The organism is Microbacterium sp. PI-SA-G, from assembly GCF_057215335.1.
This window is the reverse complement of the sequence record NZ_CM170103.1, coordinates 951,936-968,472: the sequence shown is the minus strand read 5'-3', so window position 1 is coordinate 968,472 and position 16,537 is coordinate 951,936. Positions and strand designations below refer to the sequence as shown.

Annotated in this window: 14 protein-coding genes; 8 read left to right on the top strand and 6 right to left on the bottom strand. The window is 65.4% G+C overall.

The features are described 5' to 3' along the window. Nucleotides 1-7 precede the first annotated feature (7 nt). The 3 genes from AC2D10_RS04865 to AC2D10_RS04855 all read right to left on the bottom strand — a co-directional run bounded on the left by AC2D10_RS04865 (nucleotide 8) and on the right by AC2D10_RS04855 (nucleotide 3,056). Entirely contained in the window at nucleotides 8-1,255 is a 1,248-nt protein-coding gene (locus tag AC2D10_RS04865; protein WP_484710809.1) for a polysaccharide biosynthesis protein, read from the bottom strand. Next, nucleotides 1,252-2,172 carry a glycosyltransferase gene (locus AC2D10_RS04860; protein ID WP_484710807.1) on the bottom strand — a complete coding sequence of 307 codons (921 nt, stop codon included), beginning with the start codon at nucleotides 2,170-2,172 and terminating at the stop codon, nucleotides 1,252-1,254. Before AC2D10_RS04860 ends, AC2D10_RS04865 begins: the two co-directional genes overlap by 4 nt. Before the next feature lie 80 nt (nucleotides 2,173-2,252). Next, the gene (locus AC2D10_RS04855) at nucleotides 2,253-3,056 is read right to left on the bottom strand and encodes a glycosyltransferase (RefSeq protein ID WP_484710806.1); all 804 of its coding nucleotides are present in this window, start codon (nucleotides 3,054-3,056) and stop codon (nucleotides 2,253-2,255) included. A gap of 93 nt (nucleotides 3,057-3,149) precedes the next feature. Here AC2D10_RS04855 and AC2D10_RS04850 point away from each other — a divergent pair, with 93 nt between their 5' ends. Then, a complete protein-coding gene (locus AC2D10_RS04850; RefSeq protein WP_484710805.1) occupies nucleotides 3,150-4,172 on the top strand; it encodes a glycosyltransferase in 1,023 nt (340 codons plus the stop codon). Between the two features lie 16 nt (nucleotides 4,173-4,188). On the opposite strand, the gene AC2D10_RS04845 is transcribed toward AC2D10_RS04850, so the two are convergent. From AC2D10_RS04845 to AC2D10_RS04835, 3 genes are read right to left on the bottom strand one after another with little or no spacing between them, the layout of a single operon-like run. Then, nucleotides 4,189-4,578, bottom strand: a complete 390-nt coding sequence (locus tag AC2D10_RS04845; RefSeq protein ID WP_484710804.1) for a DUF2304 domain-containing protein — start codon at nucleotides 4,576-4,578, stop codon at nucleotides 4,189-4,191. Further along, nucleotides 4,575-5,327 (bottom strand): glycosyltransferase family 2 protein, encoded by a 753-nt coding sequence (locus tag AC2D10_RS04840; protein ID WP_484710803.1) that lies wholly within the window; start codon nucleotides 5,325-5,327, stop codon nucleotides 4,575-4,577. Before AC2D10_RS04840 ends, AC2D10_RS04845 begins: the two co-directional genes overlap by 4 nt. A 39-nt stretch (nucleotides 5,328-5,366) precedes the next feature. Then, nucleotides 5,367-7,463, bottom strand: coding sequence for a hypothetical protein (locus AC2D10_RS04835; protein WP_484710802.1), 2,097 nt, complete (start codon nucleotides 7,461-7,463; stop codon nucleotides 5,367-5,369). Nucleotides 7,464-7,491: 28 nt separating this feature from the next. Here AC2D10_RS04835 and AC2D10_RS04830 point away from each other — a divergent pair, with 28 nt between their 5' ends. The 7 genes from AC2D10_RS04830 (at nucleotide 7,492) to glf (ending at nucleotide 16,530) form a co-directional block, all read left to right on the top strand. Beyond that, nucleotides 7,492-7,686 (top strand): hypothetical protein, encoded by a 195-nt coding sequence (locus AC2D10_RS04830; protein ID WP_484710801.1) that lies wholly within the window; start codon nucleotides 7,492-7,494, stop codon nucleotides 7,684-7,686. A 78-nt stretch (nucleotides 7,687-7,764) separates the two neighbouring features. Beyond that, entirely contained in the window at nucleotides 7,765-8,637 is an 873-nt protein-coding gene (gene rfbA / locus AC2D10_RS04825; protein ID WP_484710800.1) for a glucose-1-phosphate thymidylyltransferase RfbA, read from the top strand. Continuing rightward, a complete protein-coding gene (gene rfbB / locus AC2D10_RS04820) occupies nucleotides 8,634-9,632 on the top strand; it encodes a dTDP-glucose 4,6-dehydratase (RefSeq protein ID WP_484710799.1) in 999 nt (332 codons plus the stop codon). Before rfbA ends, rfbB begins: the two co-directional genes overlap by 4 nt. A gap of 6 nt (nucleotides 9,633-9,638) precedes the next feature. Beyond that, on the top strand, nucleotides 9,639-11,054 hold the full coding sequence (locus AC2D10_RS04815) for a sugar nucleotide-binding protein (RefSeq protein WP_484710797.1): 1,416 nt from the start codon (nucleotides 9,639-9,641) through the stop codon (nucleotides 11,052-11,054). Continuing rightward, nucleotides 11,051-13,186 (top strand): acyltransferase family protein, encoded by a 2,136-nt coding sequence (locus AC2D10_RS04810; RefSeq protein ID WP_484710796.1) that lies wholly within the window; start codon nucleotides 11,051-11,053, stop codon nucleotides 13,184-13,186. The genes AC2D10_RS04815 and AC2D10_RS04810 overlap by 4 nt, the downstream gene beginning before the upstream one ends. Nucleotides 13,187-13,275: 89 nt before the next feature. Then, nucleotides 13,276-15,303 (top strand): acyltransferase family protein, encoded by a 2,028-nt coding sequence (locus AC2D10_RS04805; protein ID WP_484710795.1) that lies wholly within the window; start codon nucleotides 13,276-13,278, stop codon nucleotides 15,301-15,303. A gap of 90 nt (nucleotides 15,304-15,393) precedes the next feature. Then, a complete protein-coding gene (glf, locus tag AC2D10_RS04800; protein ID WP_484710794.1) occupies nucleotides 15,394-16,530 on the top strand; it encodes a UDP-galactopyranose mutase in 1,137 nt (378 codons plus the stop codon). Nucleotides 16,531-16,537: the final 7 nt, after the last annotated feature.

Sequence of the window (16,537 nt, the reverse complement as noted above, 5' to 3'; positions counted from 1 at the left end):
CCGAATTCTAGGCCGGGGTGTGACGGCGTTGCCGGAGCGTCCCGAGCATCACGATGATCTGGACACCGGCGACGATGAGTTCGGTGAGAGCGACAGCGCTCGCTACAGCCGGTAGCGACTGGAAGGCCGCAGCGATGATGAGCGCGGGTATGCCGATGACTGCACCGATGACCGTCGAGCGAGCGAGGAACCGCGTGTGTCCGAGCACGACCAGGCATGCGTAGCCGACCAGGCCGGACAGCGCGACCCCGATGAAAGCGATACCGAGGGGAAGGGACACCTCGAAGGGTACGGCGATGCCCAGCCATGGCGACACGAGCGGCGACAGGACGGCGATGCACGCTCCGCCGATGGTGCCGACCACGATTCCGGCCATCAAGGCGATCCGGGCCCGACGGTCGACCCGGTCTGCCTCTGAGGGCACCCAGCCCTGGAAGAATTGCTGAATGGGAAGGAAGGCGATGGCCGCGTAGCGGAACAGCCGGTCGGCGATCGAGTAGACGGGGAGCGCGGTGGGGTAGAAGACGGTGACCAGGAGTACGGGCATCGCGACGTACACCGCGCTGGTGACGGCCGTCGTCATCGCGTGACGCTGCTCTCGGAGTGCGGACCAGAATCGCGGGTGCTTCGCTTCGGTCTCGCGCGCAGCGCGCTCACGTGAGATGACGGTGTAGGAGATGAGGACGGCGGCACCCGAACCGATGAACTGGCAGGCGGGAACCAGCAGCACCTCGCCCGTCAACATCGCAGCGACCACGCCGGCCACCGTGCCCATCGCACTCGGCAGTGCTTCGCAGAGGAAGAAGACCATGGGCCGGGCGATCCCGGTGAAATACCATCCTGCTCCGAGGCCGGGAAGCACGTACGCGAGGGCACCGAGCAGAGCGAGCACGAGATCGCCCCGCAGCAGGAAGAACAGCAGGACGGCTGCCACAGGCACAGCGGTCAGGTAGAGGATGCCGCGGATGCGGAACGAATGACGATAGAACGCCACGCGGTCTCCCGCGGCGGTGCTGGCGACGATGCTCGGACCTGTGGCTCCCCAGCCGAAGGCCACGAAGACTGCGGTGAGCTGCCCGGTCGTCTGCATCACGGCGATAGAAGCCCAGCCGTCGGGCCCCAGGGCCGCGACGAGGAGAGGAATCGCGAAGACGCCGATCACCGAGCTCAGCAAGATAGACGCTGAGAAGCCGCCGAGCCGCTGGAGCGGCATCAGGATGCTGCGCATCGGCGTCGTCGGCACGGTCCCGCTCACGGTCGACGCCGCGCGTCGATCGCCTGAAGCGTGCGCTGAGGGATGCGCCCCAGTCGCATGCGCACTCCGTCACCGAAGCCGTGCGCCGCCGCCACGAACTGCGCCCCGCGATCAGAAGAGAGTGACACGGCGAGGAACGTGGCCCAGAACAAGCCCAGCGTCCGGCGCGCCAACCAGCGAACGTTGTTCTTGCGATGGAGCGGCCAGAGAGCCAGACCGTTCCTCATCGCGTAGTACGTGCGGAAGGGGGCGTGGTAGTAGTGGTGCCGCTTCTTGCCGAACACGCTCAGGTGCTTGCCGAACACGACGATCGGCACCTGCTCGCCGAGACTGTGCTCGAGCATGCTGTCCGGCAGGATCCAGAATTCGAGTCCGGCCGCGCGGGCCCGCAGGGTGTATTCCGTGTCGACGCCGTCGATGAAGAGCCGCTCATCGAAGTTGCCGACTTCCGCGAAGACGTCTACGGGTATCACCTGTCCGGACTGGATCGGGTCGCGAGGATGATCCGGCGAGCCGGTTGTTGTGACCACGAAGTCACCGAAACGCGCGGGGACCACCGCGGCGGGGCGCATCCCCGCGACGGCCAACCGGTCCAGATGGCTCAGCGCCGCGTCGACGTAGCCGTCGGGAAGAGTGGAATCTTGATCCATCGTGACGATGTGTGTTGCTCCGAGCTGCCTCGCGCGATCGATTCCTCGGTTGAGCGCGGCAGCGATGCCCACGTTCTCGGGAAGCTCCAGGGACACGACGTTCGTATCTGAGAAGGCGAGGCCGCCAAGGCTGTGGGACCCGTCGTCCACGACCACGACACGCTCCACCTGTTCACTGAGCGCGCGCACACGATCGACGAGGTCCTGGGGGGCGCGAAATGCTGTGACGACGGCGAAGACGCGCGTTCGAGAGTGCTCAGTGGTCATGGCGAAGGGGCGTGTCCAAACAGAAGCGAAGGGTGCGAAGCCGTACTTGCCACGCCTTCGGGCGGAATCCTCAGGTTACATTATCGACCGCGGAAACTGTCTCTCGCAGTGCTGGGCAGGGCGTTCCGCGAGCGCAGGCGAGAGCGCGCGATCAGGAACAACCGCATCAGGAGAAGACGCGAACGGATGGCGGCGTTGATGCCTCGGGGCTGCGACGAGGAGGCGTTGTCGTCGTGCACGCGGCGGTACAGACTCGTCGCCTCCACGTGCGTCATGCGCCCGGCGACGTTCGCGACGGTCGCTATCCAGAGATCGTGTGACTCGGTCAACGTTTCAGGGAAGGGCAGGACGAGGTCCAGCATGTCCCGGCGCACCGCCATCGCGCACCCGAAGTACGGCATGTTGCCCGCAAGCATGGCCAACTCGTTGCGAACGTTCCTGGAGCTGTCCGCGGCACGCAGCAGCCAGGGCCGACCTGTGAGAGGTGACCGCAACGGCTCCTCGGAGCCCAAGAGCCGCAGGTTCGACGCCGCTACTCCCGAGGTTTGCGCTGCGCGCGCTAGGAGGTCGCGACGGCCCTCGGTCCATACATCGTCCTGATCGCTGAGGAGCACGACGTCGCCGACCGACACGCTGAGCGCGTTCTCGAAGGTGCGCACGTAGCCACGGTTGCTGCTCTGTTCGACGATGCGGATGCGGTCATCCGTATAGGAGGCGATGATCCTCCGCGTGTCGTCGGTGCTGGCATCGTCGACGATGACGAGCTCGTCATCGTCCCCGAGCTGCGGGAGGATCGAGTCGATCTGCTCGCGAAGGTATGCGGCGCCGTTGTACGTCGCCATGCACACGCTCACGGTCGAGGTGCGCGGCTGGGTCTCGTCCAAAACGAGTCTCCTTCAGGCGGTGGAATGCAGGCCGAGAGACGGTGCTCGCCTAGACTATCGAAGGCTTTATGAGTGGAATCGGGGAGACTGCGGATGACCGGTGCGATCGTACTCGCCGCTTACCAGCCGGCGCCCGAACTGCTGATCAGGCAGCTGCGATCCATCCGCGCGCAGACGGTCGACGACTGGGTGTGCGTGATCACCGTCGACGGCGGTGAGGACGTCGTCCGTCGATGCATTGCCGAGGCCGTCAGAGATGATCCGCGGTTCCAGGTCGTCGCGGACGGCCGTCGGCTTGGCTTCTACCACAACTTCGAACGCGGCCTGCAAGCTGTGCCGGATGACGCTGAATGGGTCGCCCTCAGCGACCAGGACGACTTCTGGTACCCGCGCAAGCTCGAGGTCCTACTTCCGTATCTCGCCGAGGTCGCGCTGGTCTCAGGGCAAGCCCGCCTTGTGCAGTACCCGGCAGAACGCGAGATCGGTGTGACCGATCGCCGAGACCTCAGCCCGGAACTCACGATGCTTGTGAACCAGTACACCGGATCGCTCTGCGTCTTCCGAGCGGATCTCCTCGCTGCCGCGTTGCCCTTCCCGGTGTTGTCCTCGCGGACAGTCGCCCACGATCACTGGCTGGCGATGGTCGCTTTCGCGCACGGGGGAGCTCGCGTCATAGACGAGGTCGTGCAGGACTACGTCCAGCACGACGCGAACGTCTTCGGCGACCCGAGTGGGCTGCGCGCGGGCACGTTGCGAACCGTGAAGCGTGCGGCAACGAACGTCGTCGGATTCGCGCGACGCTACGAGGGCTCGGCCTCCCCGCGAGCGATGGCGCGGATGCTCTATTGGGTCTACGTCGGGTGGCGACAACTGATGGCCGAAACCCTCGCTATACGGAGCGCTTCGCATCCCGGTGCGGACCAGACGGTCGTCCGAGGGCTCGTTCGGAGTTTCGGTCGTGGACGCCGCGTCGCGGACACACGGCGACTGCTTCAGGCTGCTCGTCGCGCAGGAGCGGTTCCGCGGGCCTTCACCGTCGCCTACGTGGCGAGTTGGATGGCGGGAATCACGGTCTCGGGCCGGATTCTCGAGCCGACACAGCTCTCGCGGGACTGACGCCGATCCTCGCGCCTCAGTCTTCGAGGTGCGGTCTACTATCGCGATCTCTCTCGAGCGCGTCGAGACGATCTTCGAGCTGATCGATCTCGGCGCGCGAGATCGCCGCTTCTTCTGCCACTCGGCGGATCTCGTCCTCCGCCTGCGACAGCTCCCACGACAGATGAAGTGACACGCCGAGCAGCAGCACGATCGCGAGAGCGAACAGCAGATTCGCGGGTACCTGAACGCCGAGCAACGTTGTCGCCCCGAGCAACAGCTGCGGGAACAGACCGAGCGTGAGCACGCACAGGGCGATGACGATCCACATCACGGCGTACTTCTCGCGAAGTCGACGAGTGACGAGCATCCATCCGACGAGCACGAGGGCGAGGAGTGCGAGAGCGATGCCGGCGACGACGATCATCGCACGATCTCCTCGGGGATGACGATCTCGTGATCGCGCTTCTTCGGCCGTCGAAGCATCGACAACCCGAGCGCGAAGACGGAGCGCAGCAGATAGACGGAAGCGCCGATGGGCCCCTGGCTCGGGGTGCCGTGAGTGCGGGGACGCATAGCCACGGGCACTTGTGTGACAGAGAGACCGGCGTGGCACGCGGCCACGAGGGAATCGATGGTGTCACCCAGATACTCCGCTGGGTAGTAGCGCACGTACTGGTCGATGGCGCGGGAGTTAGCGGCACGGAACCCGCTGGTCACATCGGTCAGACGTGTCTTGGCGACGCGCGAGACGGTTCCGGCGAGGAAGACCATCGCCCAGCGCCGTGGCCCGCGGACGGAGTACTCACCCACGTCGGCGAACCTCGCGCCGATCGATATGTCCGCGTGCTCGAGCCCGGACAGCACCTTGGAGATATCGGCAGGGTTGTGCTGACCGTCCGCATCGACCTGGATGGCACGCTGGTAGCCGTTTCGGCGCGCGTACGTGAATCCCGTACGCATGGCACCCCCGACGCCGAGATTGAAAGGAAGGGGGATCACCGTTGCGCCTGCAGCGCGTGCGACATCTGCCGTGTCATCGTCCGAGCCATCATCGACCACGATCACGTCGAAGTCGTCGCCAGCGGCGCGGATCTCACGGATTGTCGCACCGACCGTTCGAGCTTCGTTCCATGCGGGGACGATGATGAGGACACGGCCCAGCGCAGAGGTCATAGTTCTCCGATCCTACCCGACGCGGTGTCCGGGCTTCGGCTACGGGATCGGAGTGCCGACGGTGTACTCCGCCTTGAAACCGGTTGCCAGCATGAGGATGGAGGGCACTCGTCCGCCGCCGAGGCGAATGAGCGATTCCATCGACTGAACATGTCGGAGCGCGCCGTTCTCGTAGCGGTATACCTCGGGCAGGCCCTGGAACTGGACGAAGTCCTCATTGTTCGTCAGGAGCGGCGAGCCGACGGTGAAGCGGGCGAACTGCTCCCCGGCAAGGACCCGAACCGGGGGATTCTTTCCTCCGCCGAGGGCGAGCAGAGTGGTCGCGCTGCGCACGTGATGCAGAGACCCCTTGGTGAAGCGGAAGATCTCATTGCGTCCCTGGAACTGCACGAAGGTGTTCTCCGGCACATAAGCGCTGCCGATCCCGAACCAGTTCGCGGTCGCCGATGACCACGGGAGGATCTGCATCGGGCGATTGCCGTTCAGAGCCACGAGATCGGCGGTTGTCTGCACGTGACGAAGCTGGCCGCCCGAGATCGTGTAGACCTCCGCGGCTCCACGCGGTTGAACGAGGAACGGAGCACTCACCGTGGTGGTCGACATCTTGAAGCCCGCGCACTCGTCGGCGTTCACGCGCAGCGGTGTGATTCCGCCGAGGTCACTTCCGGTGACGCGGTAGAGCGTTCCGCCCGCCGCGAGGTACCGGACGTCACCGCACTGGAGGATGGGCGTGAGGACCCCGGATACCCGCGCATTGGCGGCCAGAGACCCGTCGGGGACTTCGGTGTAGGTGGAGGGACCATACTCCGCGGCAAGAGCGAGCGACGGGACATGCACGTGTCGGTCGCGGACGAGAGTGAGGAGGATGGGCGCCTTACTGGTCTCGCGCACCATGCTGTTGGCGGGAATCGCGACCGGGCCGAAGGGGATGGCTGCAGCGATGGTCGGATTCATCGTCGCAGCGTATGTCGCAGCGCCCCCGGTGAGCACCTTCCACGTCTCGGCGGTCGCGATGTAGCGTTTCGCATTGTTCTGGTGGAGATATGTCTGAGGAGAGGACCCGGGGCGGAAGTAGTCGTTGACATCGGCTCCGCCCACGAACGCGTCTGCCGTCGCCGCATCGAGATTGACATACGACGCGAGCGGATATCCGAATCGTAGGATCTGCGCCTGGCTGGCGAAGCGGTGCTTCGAGCCGTCTGGCTCCAGCAGGTACAGGGTGCCGTTGCGGGGATCGTGAACGAAACGGGTAATGGGCTGACGCTCAGGGAGTGAGTTCATGAAGGCCGCCGACACGACCGAGACGGGGCCGAAACGCGCCGTGAACGGGGCGAGGTCGTCGGGGGAGGCGATGTGGTATTTCGCTCCTGCCATCAGCAGATAGATCTTGTCGCCGCCGGGGGCCACGATGGCTCCTCGGGTCGGGTTCGCGGGCCCGTGCGTCGATCCGAACCACTGGGTGAAGTAGTTGTGGAAGTTGCGGTTGCCGTAGGCGGAGCATCCATCGCCCTCGCCGAACCCGGCCCGCAGTGCGGCGGCGTTCGGCTGGTACGGCGTGTAGTAGTAGAGCGCAGAGGTGGCGGAGTTCTCGATGTACACCGGACCGCGGCCGCACGCCGAATTCGGGTTGTAGAGGATGTTCCAGGTCTTGCCCGGCTCGTAGTACTTGAAGTAGCGGCCCTCGGTGTAAATCTTCATCTGCCGGCCTGCACCGTAGATCTGGTAGAAGAACCCTGAGAAGGCGGGGTCGCACGGAGCAGTGTCGGGGCAGCCCTGCCCAAGCGCCATCGAATAGCGCCAAGCGCTCGGCCAGGTGTGAGTGACGAGTCCCTGCTCCTTCTGGAGCATCACGATGAATACCTGCGGGTTGATCCCGCAGGACTGGGCGACCTTGTGGATGATCGTCGCGGCGGACTCGTTTGCTGAGCCCTGGTAGCCGTTGCAGTACTTGTCTGCCGCCCGGTTGGGAGTGTTCTGGCGATAGTCCTTGAGGCAGACGTATCCGGTGCGGCACGAGGAGACCTGAGAGCGGAAGAAGGTGTCGATCGTCGCCGGGGTCATCGTCGCGGAATTGAAGAACACCTCGTTGGAGATGATGTTGCCGGCACGGAACCCGTCGGTGATCAGTGCCTTCACGGGCGCTGCTTTCACGGGCGCTGCCGACATGTTCGTCGTCGTCGCCGACGTCGTGACATCAGAGGACGCGGATCCGGAGCTCGAGGGAACTGCGGCTCCCGCGGGGCTCGCGATGAGGAGCGAGGCGGCGAAGACTATCGCTGCGGCGCCAGAGATGAGCGAGCGCAGTCGGGGAGTTGGGGATCCGGTCACACGCCCCATTGTGGCGGAAAGCTACGGATGATGCCAGTGTGATTGATGTGACGCAAGTCAACATGCCGTGGATCCCGAGCTCTCAGGCGGGATGTGGCACGATGTTGGGGTGAAAGGCATTATTCTCGCGGGAGGATCGGGCACTCGACTGCATCCGATCACTCTGGGCGTCTCAAAGCAGCTGATTCCCGTCTACGACAAGCCGATGGTGTATTACCCCTTGTCGACCCTGATGCTTGCCGGCATCCGGGACATCCTCGTGATCACCACCCCGCACGACGCCGCTCATTTCGAGCGTCTGCTGGGCGACGGCTCGCAGTTCGGCATCAATCTGACCTTCGCGCAGCAGCCCTCGCCGGATGGCCTGGCGCAGGCGTTCACGATCGGTGCGGATTTCATCGGCGACGACAGTGTCGCCCTGGTCCTCGGAGACAACCTGCTCTACGGCCCCGGCCTCGGTAACAAGCTGCAGCGCTTCGGCGACATCGACGGGGGAGCGATCTTCGCTTACTGGGTCGCCGAGCCTGAGGCTTACGGCGTCGTGGAGTTCGACGCGGACGGCACTGCGGTGTCGCTCGAGGAGAAGCCTGCTCAGCCGAAGAGCAACTACGCGGTTCCCGGGCTGTATTTCTTCGACAACGACGTCGTCGAGATCGCGCGCAACCTCTCGCCGTCTGCACGCGGCGAGTACGAGATCACCGATGTCAACCGCGCGTACCTCGAGCGCGGCAAGCTGCAGGTCGAGGTACTGCCTCGCGGCACTGCGTGGCTCGACACCGGAACGTTCGATCAGATGACGGATGCCGCTGAATATGTGCGCACGATGGAACGCCGCACGTCGCTGAAGATCGGTGTGCCGGAGGAAGTCGCGTGGCGTCAGGGGTTCCTGACTGATGACGAGCTCCGTGAGCGCGCGGAGAAGCTCGTCAAGAGCGGATACGGCGCGTACCTTCTGGATCTGCTCAAGAGAGGACACGCATGACCCGCCTGCTCGTGACGGGGGGTGCCGGATTCATCGGATCCAACTTCGTGCACCATGTCGTCGAGAACACCGATCACACCGTCACCGTGCTCGACGCGCTGACGTACGCCGGTAACCGGGCGTCGCTTGCGTCTCTCCCGGAGAACCGTGTGGAGTTCGTTCACGGCGACATCACGGACGCCGAACTCGTCGACCGCCTCACAGCGGATGCGGACGCCGTCGTTCACTACGCAGCGGAGTCACACAACGACAACTCGTTGCACAGCCCGCGCCCGTTCCTCGACACGAACATCATCGGCACCTACACGCTGCTGGAGGCGGCTCGCCGTCACGAGACGCGCTTCCACCACATCTCGACCGACGAGGTCTACGGCGATCTCGAGCTCGACGACCCTGAGCGCTTCACCGAGCAGACGCCGTACAACCCGTCATCGCCGTATTCCTCCACCAAGGCGGGCAGCGACCTGCTGGTCCGTGCGTGGGTGCGATCGTTCGGCGTGCAGGCCACAATCTCGAACTGCTCGAACAACTACGGCCCCTACCAGCACGTCGAGAAGTTCATCCCGCGGCAGATCACGAACGTGATCCGGGGAATCCGGCCCAAGCTGTACGGCGCCGGCGAGAACGTCCGCGACTGGATCCACGCCAACGACCACTCCTCTGCAGTGCTAACGATCCTCGACAAGGGACGCATCGGCGACACCTACCTGATCGGGGCCGACGGGGAACGCAACAACAAAGAGGTCGTCGAGTTGATCCTTGAGGGCATGGGACAGCCGCGCGATGCCTATGATCACGTGACGGACCGCGCCGGCCACGACCTGCGGTACGCGATCGACTCGACCAAGCTGCGGACCGAGCTGGGGTGGGAGCCGCGCTTCGCCGACTTCGAGTCAGGCCTTGCCGCGACCATCGCCTGGTACCGCGACAACGAATCGTGGTGGGCGCCCTCGAAGGACGCGACCGAAGCGTTCTACGCGACGAAGGGGCAGTAGGCCACGGTGAGTGACATCGATTTCGGCAAGCAGCTGGCGCCTGTGGAGACAGGCATCCCCGGGCTGGTCCTGTTCGAGCTGCCGGTGCACGGCGACTCTCGTGGGTGGTTCAAGGAGAACTGGCAGCGCGAGAAGATGATCGCGCAGGGGCTGCCTGATTTCGGGCCGGTTCAGAACAACGTCTCCTTCAACGATGCGATCGGCACGACCCGGGGAATCCACGCGGAGCCCTGGGACAAGTGGGTCTCAGTGGCCACCGGGCGCATCTTCGGCGCCTGGGTCGACCTGCGTGAGGGACCGACGTTCGGTGCGGTGTTCACGGCCGAGCTCGACCCCTCACGGGCGATCTTCGTGCCGCGAGGCGTGGGGAACTCCTACCAGACACTCGAGGCCGACACGGCGTACACCTACCTGGTCAACGACCACTGGTCGCCGGATGCGTCGTACTCGTTTCTCAACCTCGCCGATGAAACGGTCGCGATCAACTGGCCCATTCCGCTGTCCGACGTGGAGATCTCTGCCAAGGACCTCGCCCATCCGCGGCTCGCGGATGTCACGCCGATCGGTGCGCGCAAGACCCTCGTCGTTGGAGCTGCAGGTCAGCTGGGTCGCGCGCTGCGTCAGCAGCTGGGCGAATCGGTGAATGTCGAGTGGACGACCCGGGCTGATTTCGACCTCGGCGACCGGAACCTCCGTATGGCACGACGCTGGCGGGACTACGACGTGATCATCAACGCCGGTGCCTACACGGCGGTCGATCTCGCCGAGACGCCTGAGGGACGGCGTGATGCCTGGTCGGCGAACGCCGCAGGTCCAGCAGCCCTTGCCGGCATCGCGGCGGAGTACGGACTGACACTGGTGCACGTCTCCAGCGACTACGTGTTCGACGGAACCGCAGATGGCGCGTACACCGAAGACGAGAGCATGTGCCCGCTGGGTGTGTACGGACAGACGAAGGCCGCAGGCGATGTCGCCGTCGCCGTCGTGCCGCGTCATTACATCGTGCGAACCTCCTGGGTGATCGGCGATGGCAAGAACTTCGTCCGCACGATGGCATCGCTCGCCGAGCGGGGCATCGATCCGAAGGTGGTGGACGACCAGCGCGGCCGACTCACTTTCGCCGATGAGATCGCACGAGCGATCGTGCATCTGCTGAACTCGAATGCACCCTACGGTACGTACAACGTGACGGGTGCGGGCGAGGTACGGACGTGGGCCGAGATCGCTGCTGACATCTTCGACCTCGTCGGCGCAGATCCGGCCCGTGTGTCCGGCGTGAGCACGGCGGACTACTTCGCGAACGCCGCCGGTCCGGTCGCTCCACGTCCACTGAACAGCCGCTTGGATCTGGCGAAGCTCGAGTCGACCGGGTTCCTGCCCCGTGACGCCGGTGAACAGCTGAAGGAATACCTGACCACGTGAGCGCGCCCGCTGCGGCGGTGCCACTCTCTCGGGTGTCGGTGCGAACCCCTCGGTTCCGCACCGACATCCAGGCGCTCCGCGCCGTGGCGATCCTGCTCGTCGTTCTGAACCACCTGTGGCCCGAACAGCTACCGGGCGGATACGTCGGTGTCGATGTCTTCTTCGTGATCTCGGGGTTCCTCATCACCGGACATCTCGTGGGTGACCTGGAACGGACCGGGAAAATCCGGCTCGTCACCTTCTACGCGCGTCGCGTTCGCAGGCTTCTGCCCGCGGCGCTTCTGGTGCTGACCGTGTCGCTCGTCGGCGTCTGGCTGTTGCTGCCGTACACGCGGTGGACGGACAACGCGGTCCAGGCGATCGCGAGTGCACTGTACGTCGAGAACTGGACGCTGGCCGGTCTCGCCGTCGATTATTCGGCGCATAACGCTGCCGCGAGCGCGGTGCAGCACTACTGGTCGTTGTCCGTCGAGGAGCAGTTCTATCTGGCATGGCCGCTCCTGCTTCTGGGAGCGGCCATGGTCGCCGCGCGTGCGGGGCGACGGCGCCGACCGGCGATCCTCATCGTGGTGCTGGGCATCGGGCTCGCCTCGTTCGTGGCGGGGGTTATCTTCACCAACGCTCTTCCTTCCCAGGCGTACTTCGTCACCTTCACCCGGGCCTGGCAGTTCGCCGTCGGCGCGGTCATCGCACTGATCCCTGCGATGCGGCTCGGGAGGTTGAACGCCCTCGGCGCTTGCGTGCTGGCTGCCGGGGGATACGCAGGAATCGCGTGTGCGGCTCTCGTCTTCGGACCGCGGACCGCCTACCCGGGCGTCGCCGCGCTGCTGCCCGTTCTGGCGACGGCCGTCGTGATCGCCGCGGGAACGGGCCGCAGGGCGCCGGTATGGGGGATATCTCGCCTCACCGACAACCGACCGGTCCAGTGGCTCGGCGATGTGTCGTACTCGCTCTACCTCTGGCACTGGCCGCTGATCGTCCTGACGCCGTTCATCATCGCTGCGCCGTTGTCCGACGGGTCCCGCCTCACCGCGCTCGTCGCGTCGCTGGTTCTCGCCGCCGCGACGCGACGCTGGGTCGAGGTGCCCGCGTTGCGTGCGCGGGGGTGGACCTCGACTCGGCGCTCATTCCTCGGGGCCGGAGTGATGATGACCGTGGTCGTGCTGCTCGCGGCCTTGCTGCTGGGTGCGGCCGCGCAGAAAGGATCAGCGGCCACTGCGCTCGAGGAGATGAACGTCGCCGCGGGGTCTTGCAGCGGAGCTGCGGCTCTCGCGAATGCCGACGAGTGCGAGCCCTCGATGTCGGTCGCCGATCCGGTGGTCACCGCGACGGATGCGTACTTCACACTGGCGCCGGAGTGCGGAGACCTCACGGATCGTCTGTCTTTCGACGGTCGACAGACGACGCGAGAGTGCGACTTCTCCGGGGGCGAGCACGGGCTCGACGTCTGGCTCGTGGGCGATTCTCATGCCGAGCAATGGCAGGCGGCGCTCTACCCGATCGCGCGCGCCGAAGGGTGGCGCCTCACTATCAGCTCATTCCCGGGTTGCCCGCCTGCCGACGTCGCCTTCGTCGGCTTCGATGACTTGTGGGGTCCGGATGACCACTTGCGCTGCCGAGACTGGTCGGAGTCTCTGACCGAAGCGGTTGTCACGGCGAGCCCGGATCTCGTCGTCACTTCCATGGCCGCCAGGCAGCAGCTGGTCGACGACCCCGAGGGTCGGTCCCACGACCGTCACTTCGTCGACGGCCTGCATCGCACGTGGGATCGCTGGATCGGCGCGGGCATCGCCGTGATGCCTATCGCCGACACTCCGCTGAACGCCGACGTCCGTGACGTCGATTGCCTGCTCCTGAACCGCGAAGATCCTCGGACGTGCGCCGTCCCGCGCGAGAAGGCGCTCCCTCCGGACCCGGTCTCCCTGGCTTCGCGCGACCCTCGACCCGGACTCTGGCCGGTCGACATGAGTTCTCTGCTCTGCGACGAGCAAGAGTGCTTCGCGGCCGTCGGGGGTGAGCCGGTGTTCTACGACTCCGACCATCTGAGCAGCTCCTATGCCGCGACGCTCAGCGCACATCTCCGTGTCCACGTGGACGCTGCGCTCGCAGGCGTCTCGGACGGAGCGGGCTGAGAGCCGAAGTATCGGTGTATTAGGCTGGATCGACAGACCTCGCGCCCCCGAATGTGGCGAGGTCATCAAGGTCTGACCGAGGTTTTCCAGTGCCCCCGACGGAACTGCCCCGCAGCGCCGGTCATCGTGCCGACATCGACGGTCTGCGCACGCTCGCCATCGTGCTCGTGGTCGTCTACCACGTCTGGCTGGGCCGGGTGTCCGGAGGCGTTGACGTCTTCCTGATGGTGTCCGCCTTCCTGCTCACCGGGTCACTCACGAGACGCGCCACGACGGATGAGCCGCTCGACCTGTCGGAGTTCTGGACGCGTCGGTTCCGGCGTCTGATTCCCGCGGCGGCGGTGACGCTGCTCGCAGTCCTGGCGGCGGCGGCCGCGTTCTTCCCGCCCACGCTATGGACACGGATCTGGAACGAGACGTGGGCCAGTCTTCTCTATGTCCAGAACTGGCAGCTCGCATTCTCTGAAGTCGACTACTACGCGCGCGACAGCGCCTCCACCAGCCCGCTGCAGCACTTCTGGTCGCTTTCGATCCAGGGGCAGGTCTTCGTGCTCTGGCCTCTGCTCATCGCAGCGGTCGCAGTCTTGCTTCGGAATCGGCGCGGGCTCGTACGCCCGGTACTGTTCGCCGTGTTCCTGGCGATCTTCGTCTGGTCTCTGTGGTTCTCGGTGACGGAGACTCGCGATGACCAGGCCTTCGCGTACTTCGACACCCGTACCCGGCTGTGGGAGTTCGCGGCCGGCTCCCTGCTGGCCCTCGCCTTGCCGTACGTCCGTCTTGACGGCCGGGTGCGTGCCGCACTCGGCTGGCTCGGACTCGCCGGCATCGTGCTGTGCGGCATCGTTCTGGACGTCGGGGGAGGATTTCCCGGGTACCTCGCCCTGTGGCCCGTGCTCTGCACTGCTGCGGTCATCATGGCGGGGGCGGGAACCTCGACCGGTGGACCCGCGAGGCTGCTCGCATCGAGGCCGGTGACATACCTCTCTCGAGACGCGTATGCGCTGTACCTCGTGCATTGGCCGATCCTCGTCACGTGGATGGTGGTGTTCGACGTCGATCGGCTCGATGTTCGGGCAGGGCTCGGCGTCATCGCGCTCTCCCTTGTGTCCGCGCGCCTGCTTTCGCGACTGGTCGAAGCCCCGCTTCGCGAACCGTCGCGCCCGGGGCGCGCAGGAGCCCTGCAGAGCGTGGCTGTGATCGCGGCCTCGGTCGTCGTGGTTGCTGGAGTGACCGGCACGTGGCGAGGAGCGGAGCAGATGCGGGCGACAGCGATCGCGGATGCGGCCGCTGACGCGGACTATCCGGGCGCCGCGCAAGTCGATGCGGCGATCGAGATCGGTGACGACCCGAGTCTTCCGATGATTCCGCTGCCGACCTCTCTGGACGATGAATGGGCCGCGGTAGGACCTGCCTGTGAAGGGCCGTTCGCACCGCGCGCCGAGGTGCTCGACGGCACCTGCAACCAGAGCCCGGATGCAGGGGACGCTGAGCGTGTGGTCGTCGTGATCGGTGATTCTCATGCGCAGCAGTTGTCGGCGCCCCTGATCGCGCTGTCGGAGGATCGAGACCTGGCTGTCATCACCCTGCTGCAGGGCGGCTGCACCGCGGGCCTCTTCGAGGAGTCGCGGAGCACCACACTGACCACCTGCGAACCCTGGGTGCGGGCGGCCCTCGACCATGCCACGCAGATCGCACCCGATGCGGTGTACCTCGTCGTGACGCGCGCCGACGCTGCGGCACCGGAGCGCCTACTGGACGGGATCGAGGACGCGGTCGCCCAGATGCGTCTGGCCGACATCCCTGTGATCGGGGTCCGCGACAACCCCCGCTTCTCGTTCAACATGTATCAATGCGCCATCGACCCCGACATGGCGTGCTCCGTGCCGCGCGACCAGGTCCTCGCCGATCAGAACCCGGCTGCTGCGCTTGAGCAGCTGATCACCGTGGTGGATTTCACGCCGTGGTTCTGCCCGTGGGACGTCTGCGAGGCGGCGATCGGCAACGTGGCGGTCTACATCGATGACAATCACCTGTCGCGCACGTATGCGCGCACCCTGGCGCCGATCCTCGAACGAATCCTGGCGGAAACGCACGACGTGGCCCGGCCCTCAGCATGATCGCAAGTACGGCCCCCTAAAATGTGAGAGTGCGTGCCCGTGACGGAGCTGCGCAGAACACTTGTCGTCGGCATCAAGAAAGTTGCATCAATGGATCTCCTCGTCGTCGGGTCGGGCTTCTTCGGCCTCACCATCGCTGAACGTGCCGCTGAAGCGGGACGCAAGGTCACGGTCATCGACCGACGGAACCACATCGGCGGAAACGCGTACAGCGAGAACGAGCCTGAAACCGGCATCGAGGTGCACCGCTACGGTGCGCACCTCTTCCACACCTCGAATCCGACGGTCTGGGAGTACGTGAATCGCTTCACGAGCTTCACGAACTACGTGCACCGCGTGTACACCAATCACAAGGGCGTCGTCTTCCCGCTTCCGATCAACTTGGGAACCATCAACCAGTTCTTCAACGCGGCCTACTCCCCGGACGAGGCTCGCGCTCTCGTGCACGAGCTCGCCGGAGAGTTCGATGCGAAGCAGGCGCAGAACCTCGAAGAGCGGGGAATCGGTCTGATCGGACGCCCGCTGTACGAGGCGTTCATCCGCGACTACACCGCGAAGCAGTGGCAGACCGATCCGAAGCAGCTCGCCGCGGAGATCATCAGCCGGCTGCCCGTTCGCTACACCTACGACAACCGTTACTTCAACGACACCTGGGAGGGGCTGCCCACCGACGGCTACACCGCCTGGATCGAGCGCATGGCGGATCACCCGAACATCGAGGTGAAGCTCTCGGTGGACTTCTTCGACGAGTCGCAGCCGCTGAACAAGAAGGCCACCGTCGGTCAGGTGCCGATCGTCTACACGGGTCCGGTCGACCGCTACTTCGACTACTCCGAGGGCGAGCTCTCGTGGCGCACGCTCGACTTCGAAGAAGAGGTGCTCCCCACCGGAGACTTCCAGGGCACACCGGTCATGAACTACGCGGACGCGAACGTGCCTTACACGCGCATCCACGAGTTCCGTCACTTCCACCCCGAGCGCGCCGACCGCTATCCCCAGGACAAGACGGTCATCATGCGCGAGTTCTCGCGGTTCGCGACCCGGGACGACGAGCCGTACTACCCCGTGAACACGCAGAGCGACCGTGACGGTCTGCTCACGTACCGCGAGCTTGCCAAGGGCGAGCGCGACGTGCACTTCGGCGGGCGCCTCGGCACGTACCAGTATCTCGACATGCACATGGCCATCGGATCCGCGCTTTCGATGTGGAACAATCACCTCGCCTGAGGAGACG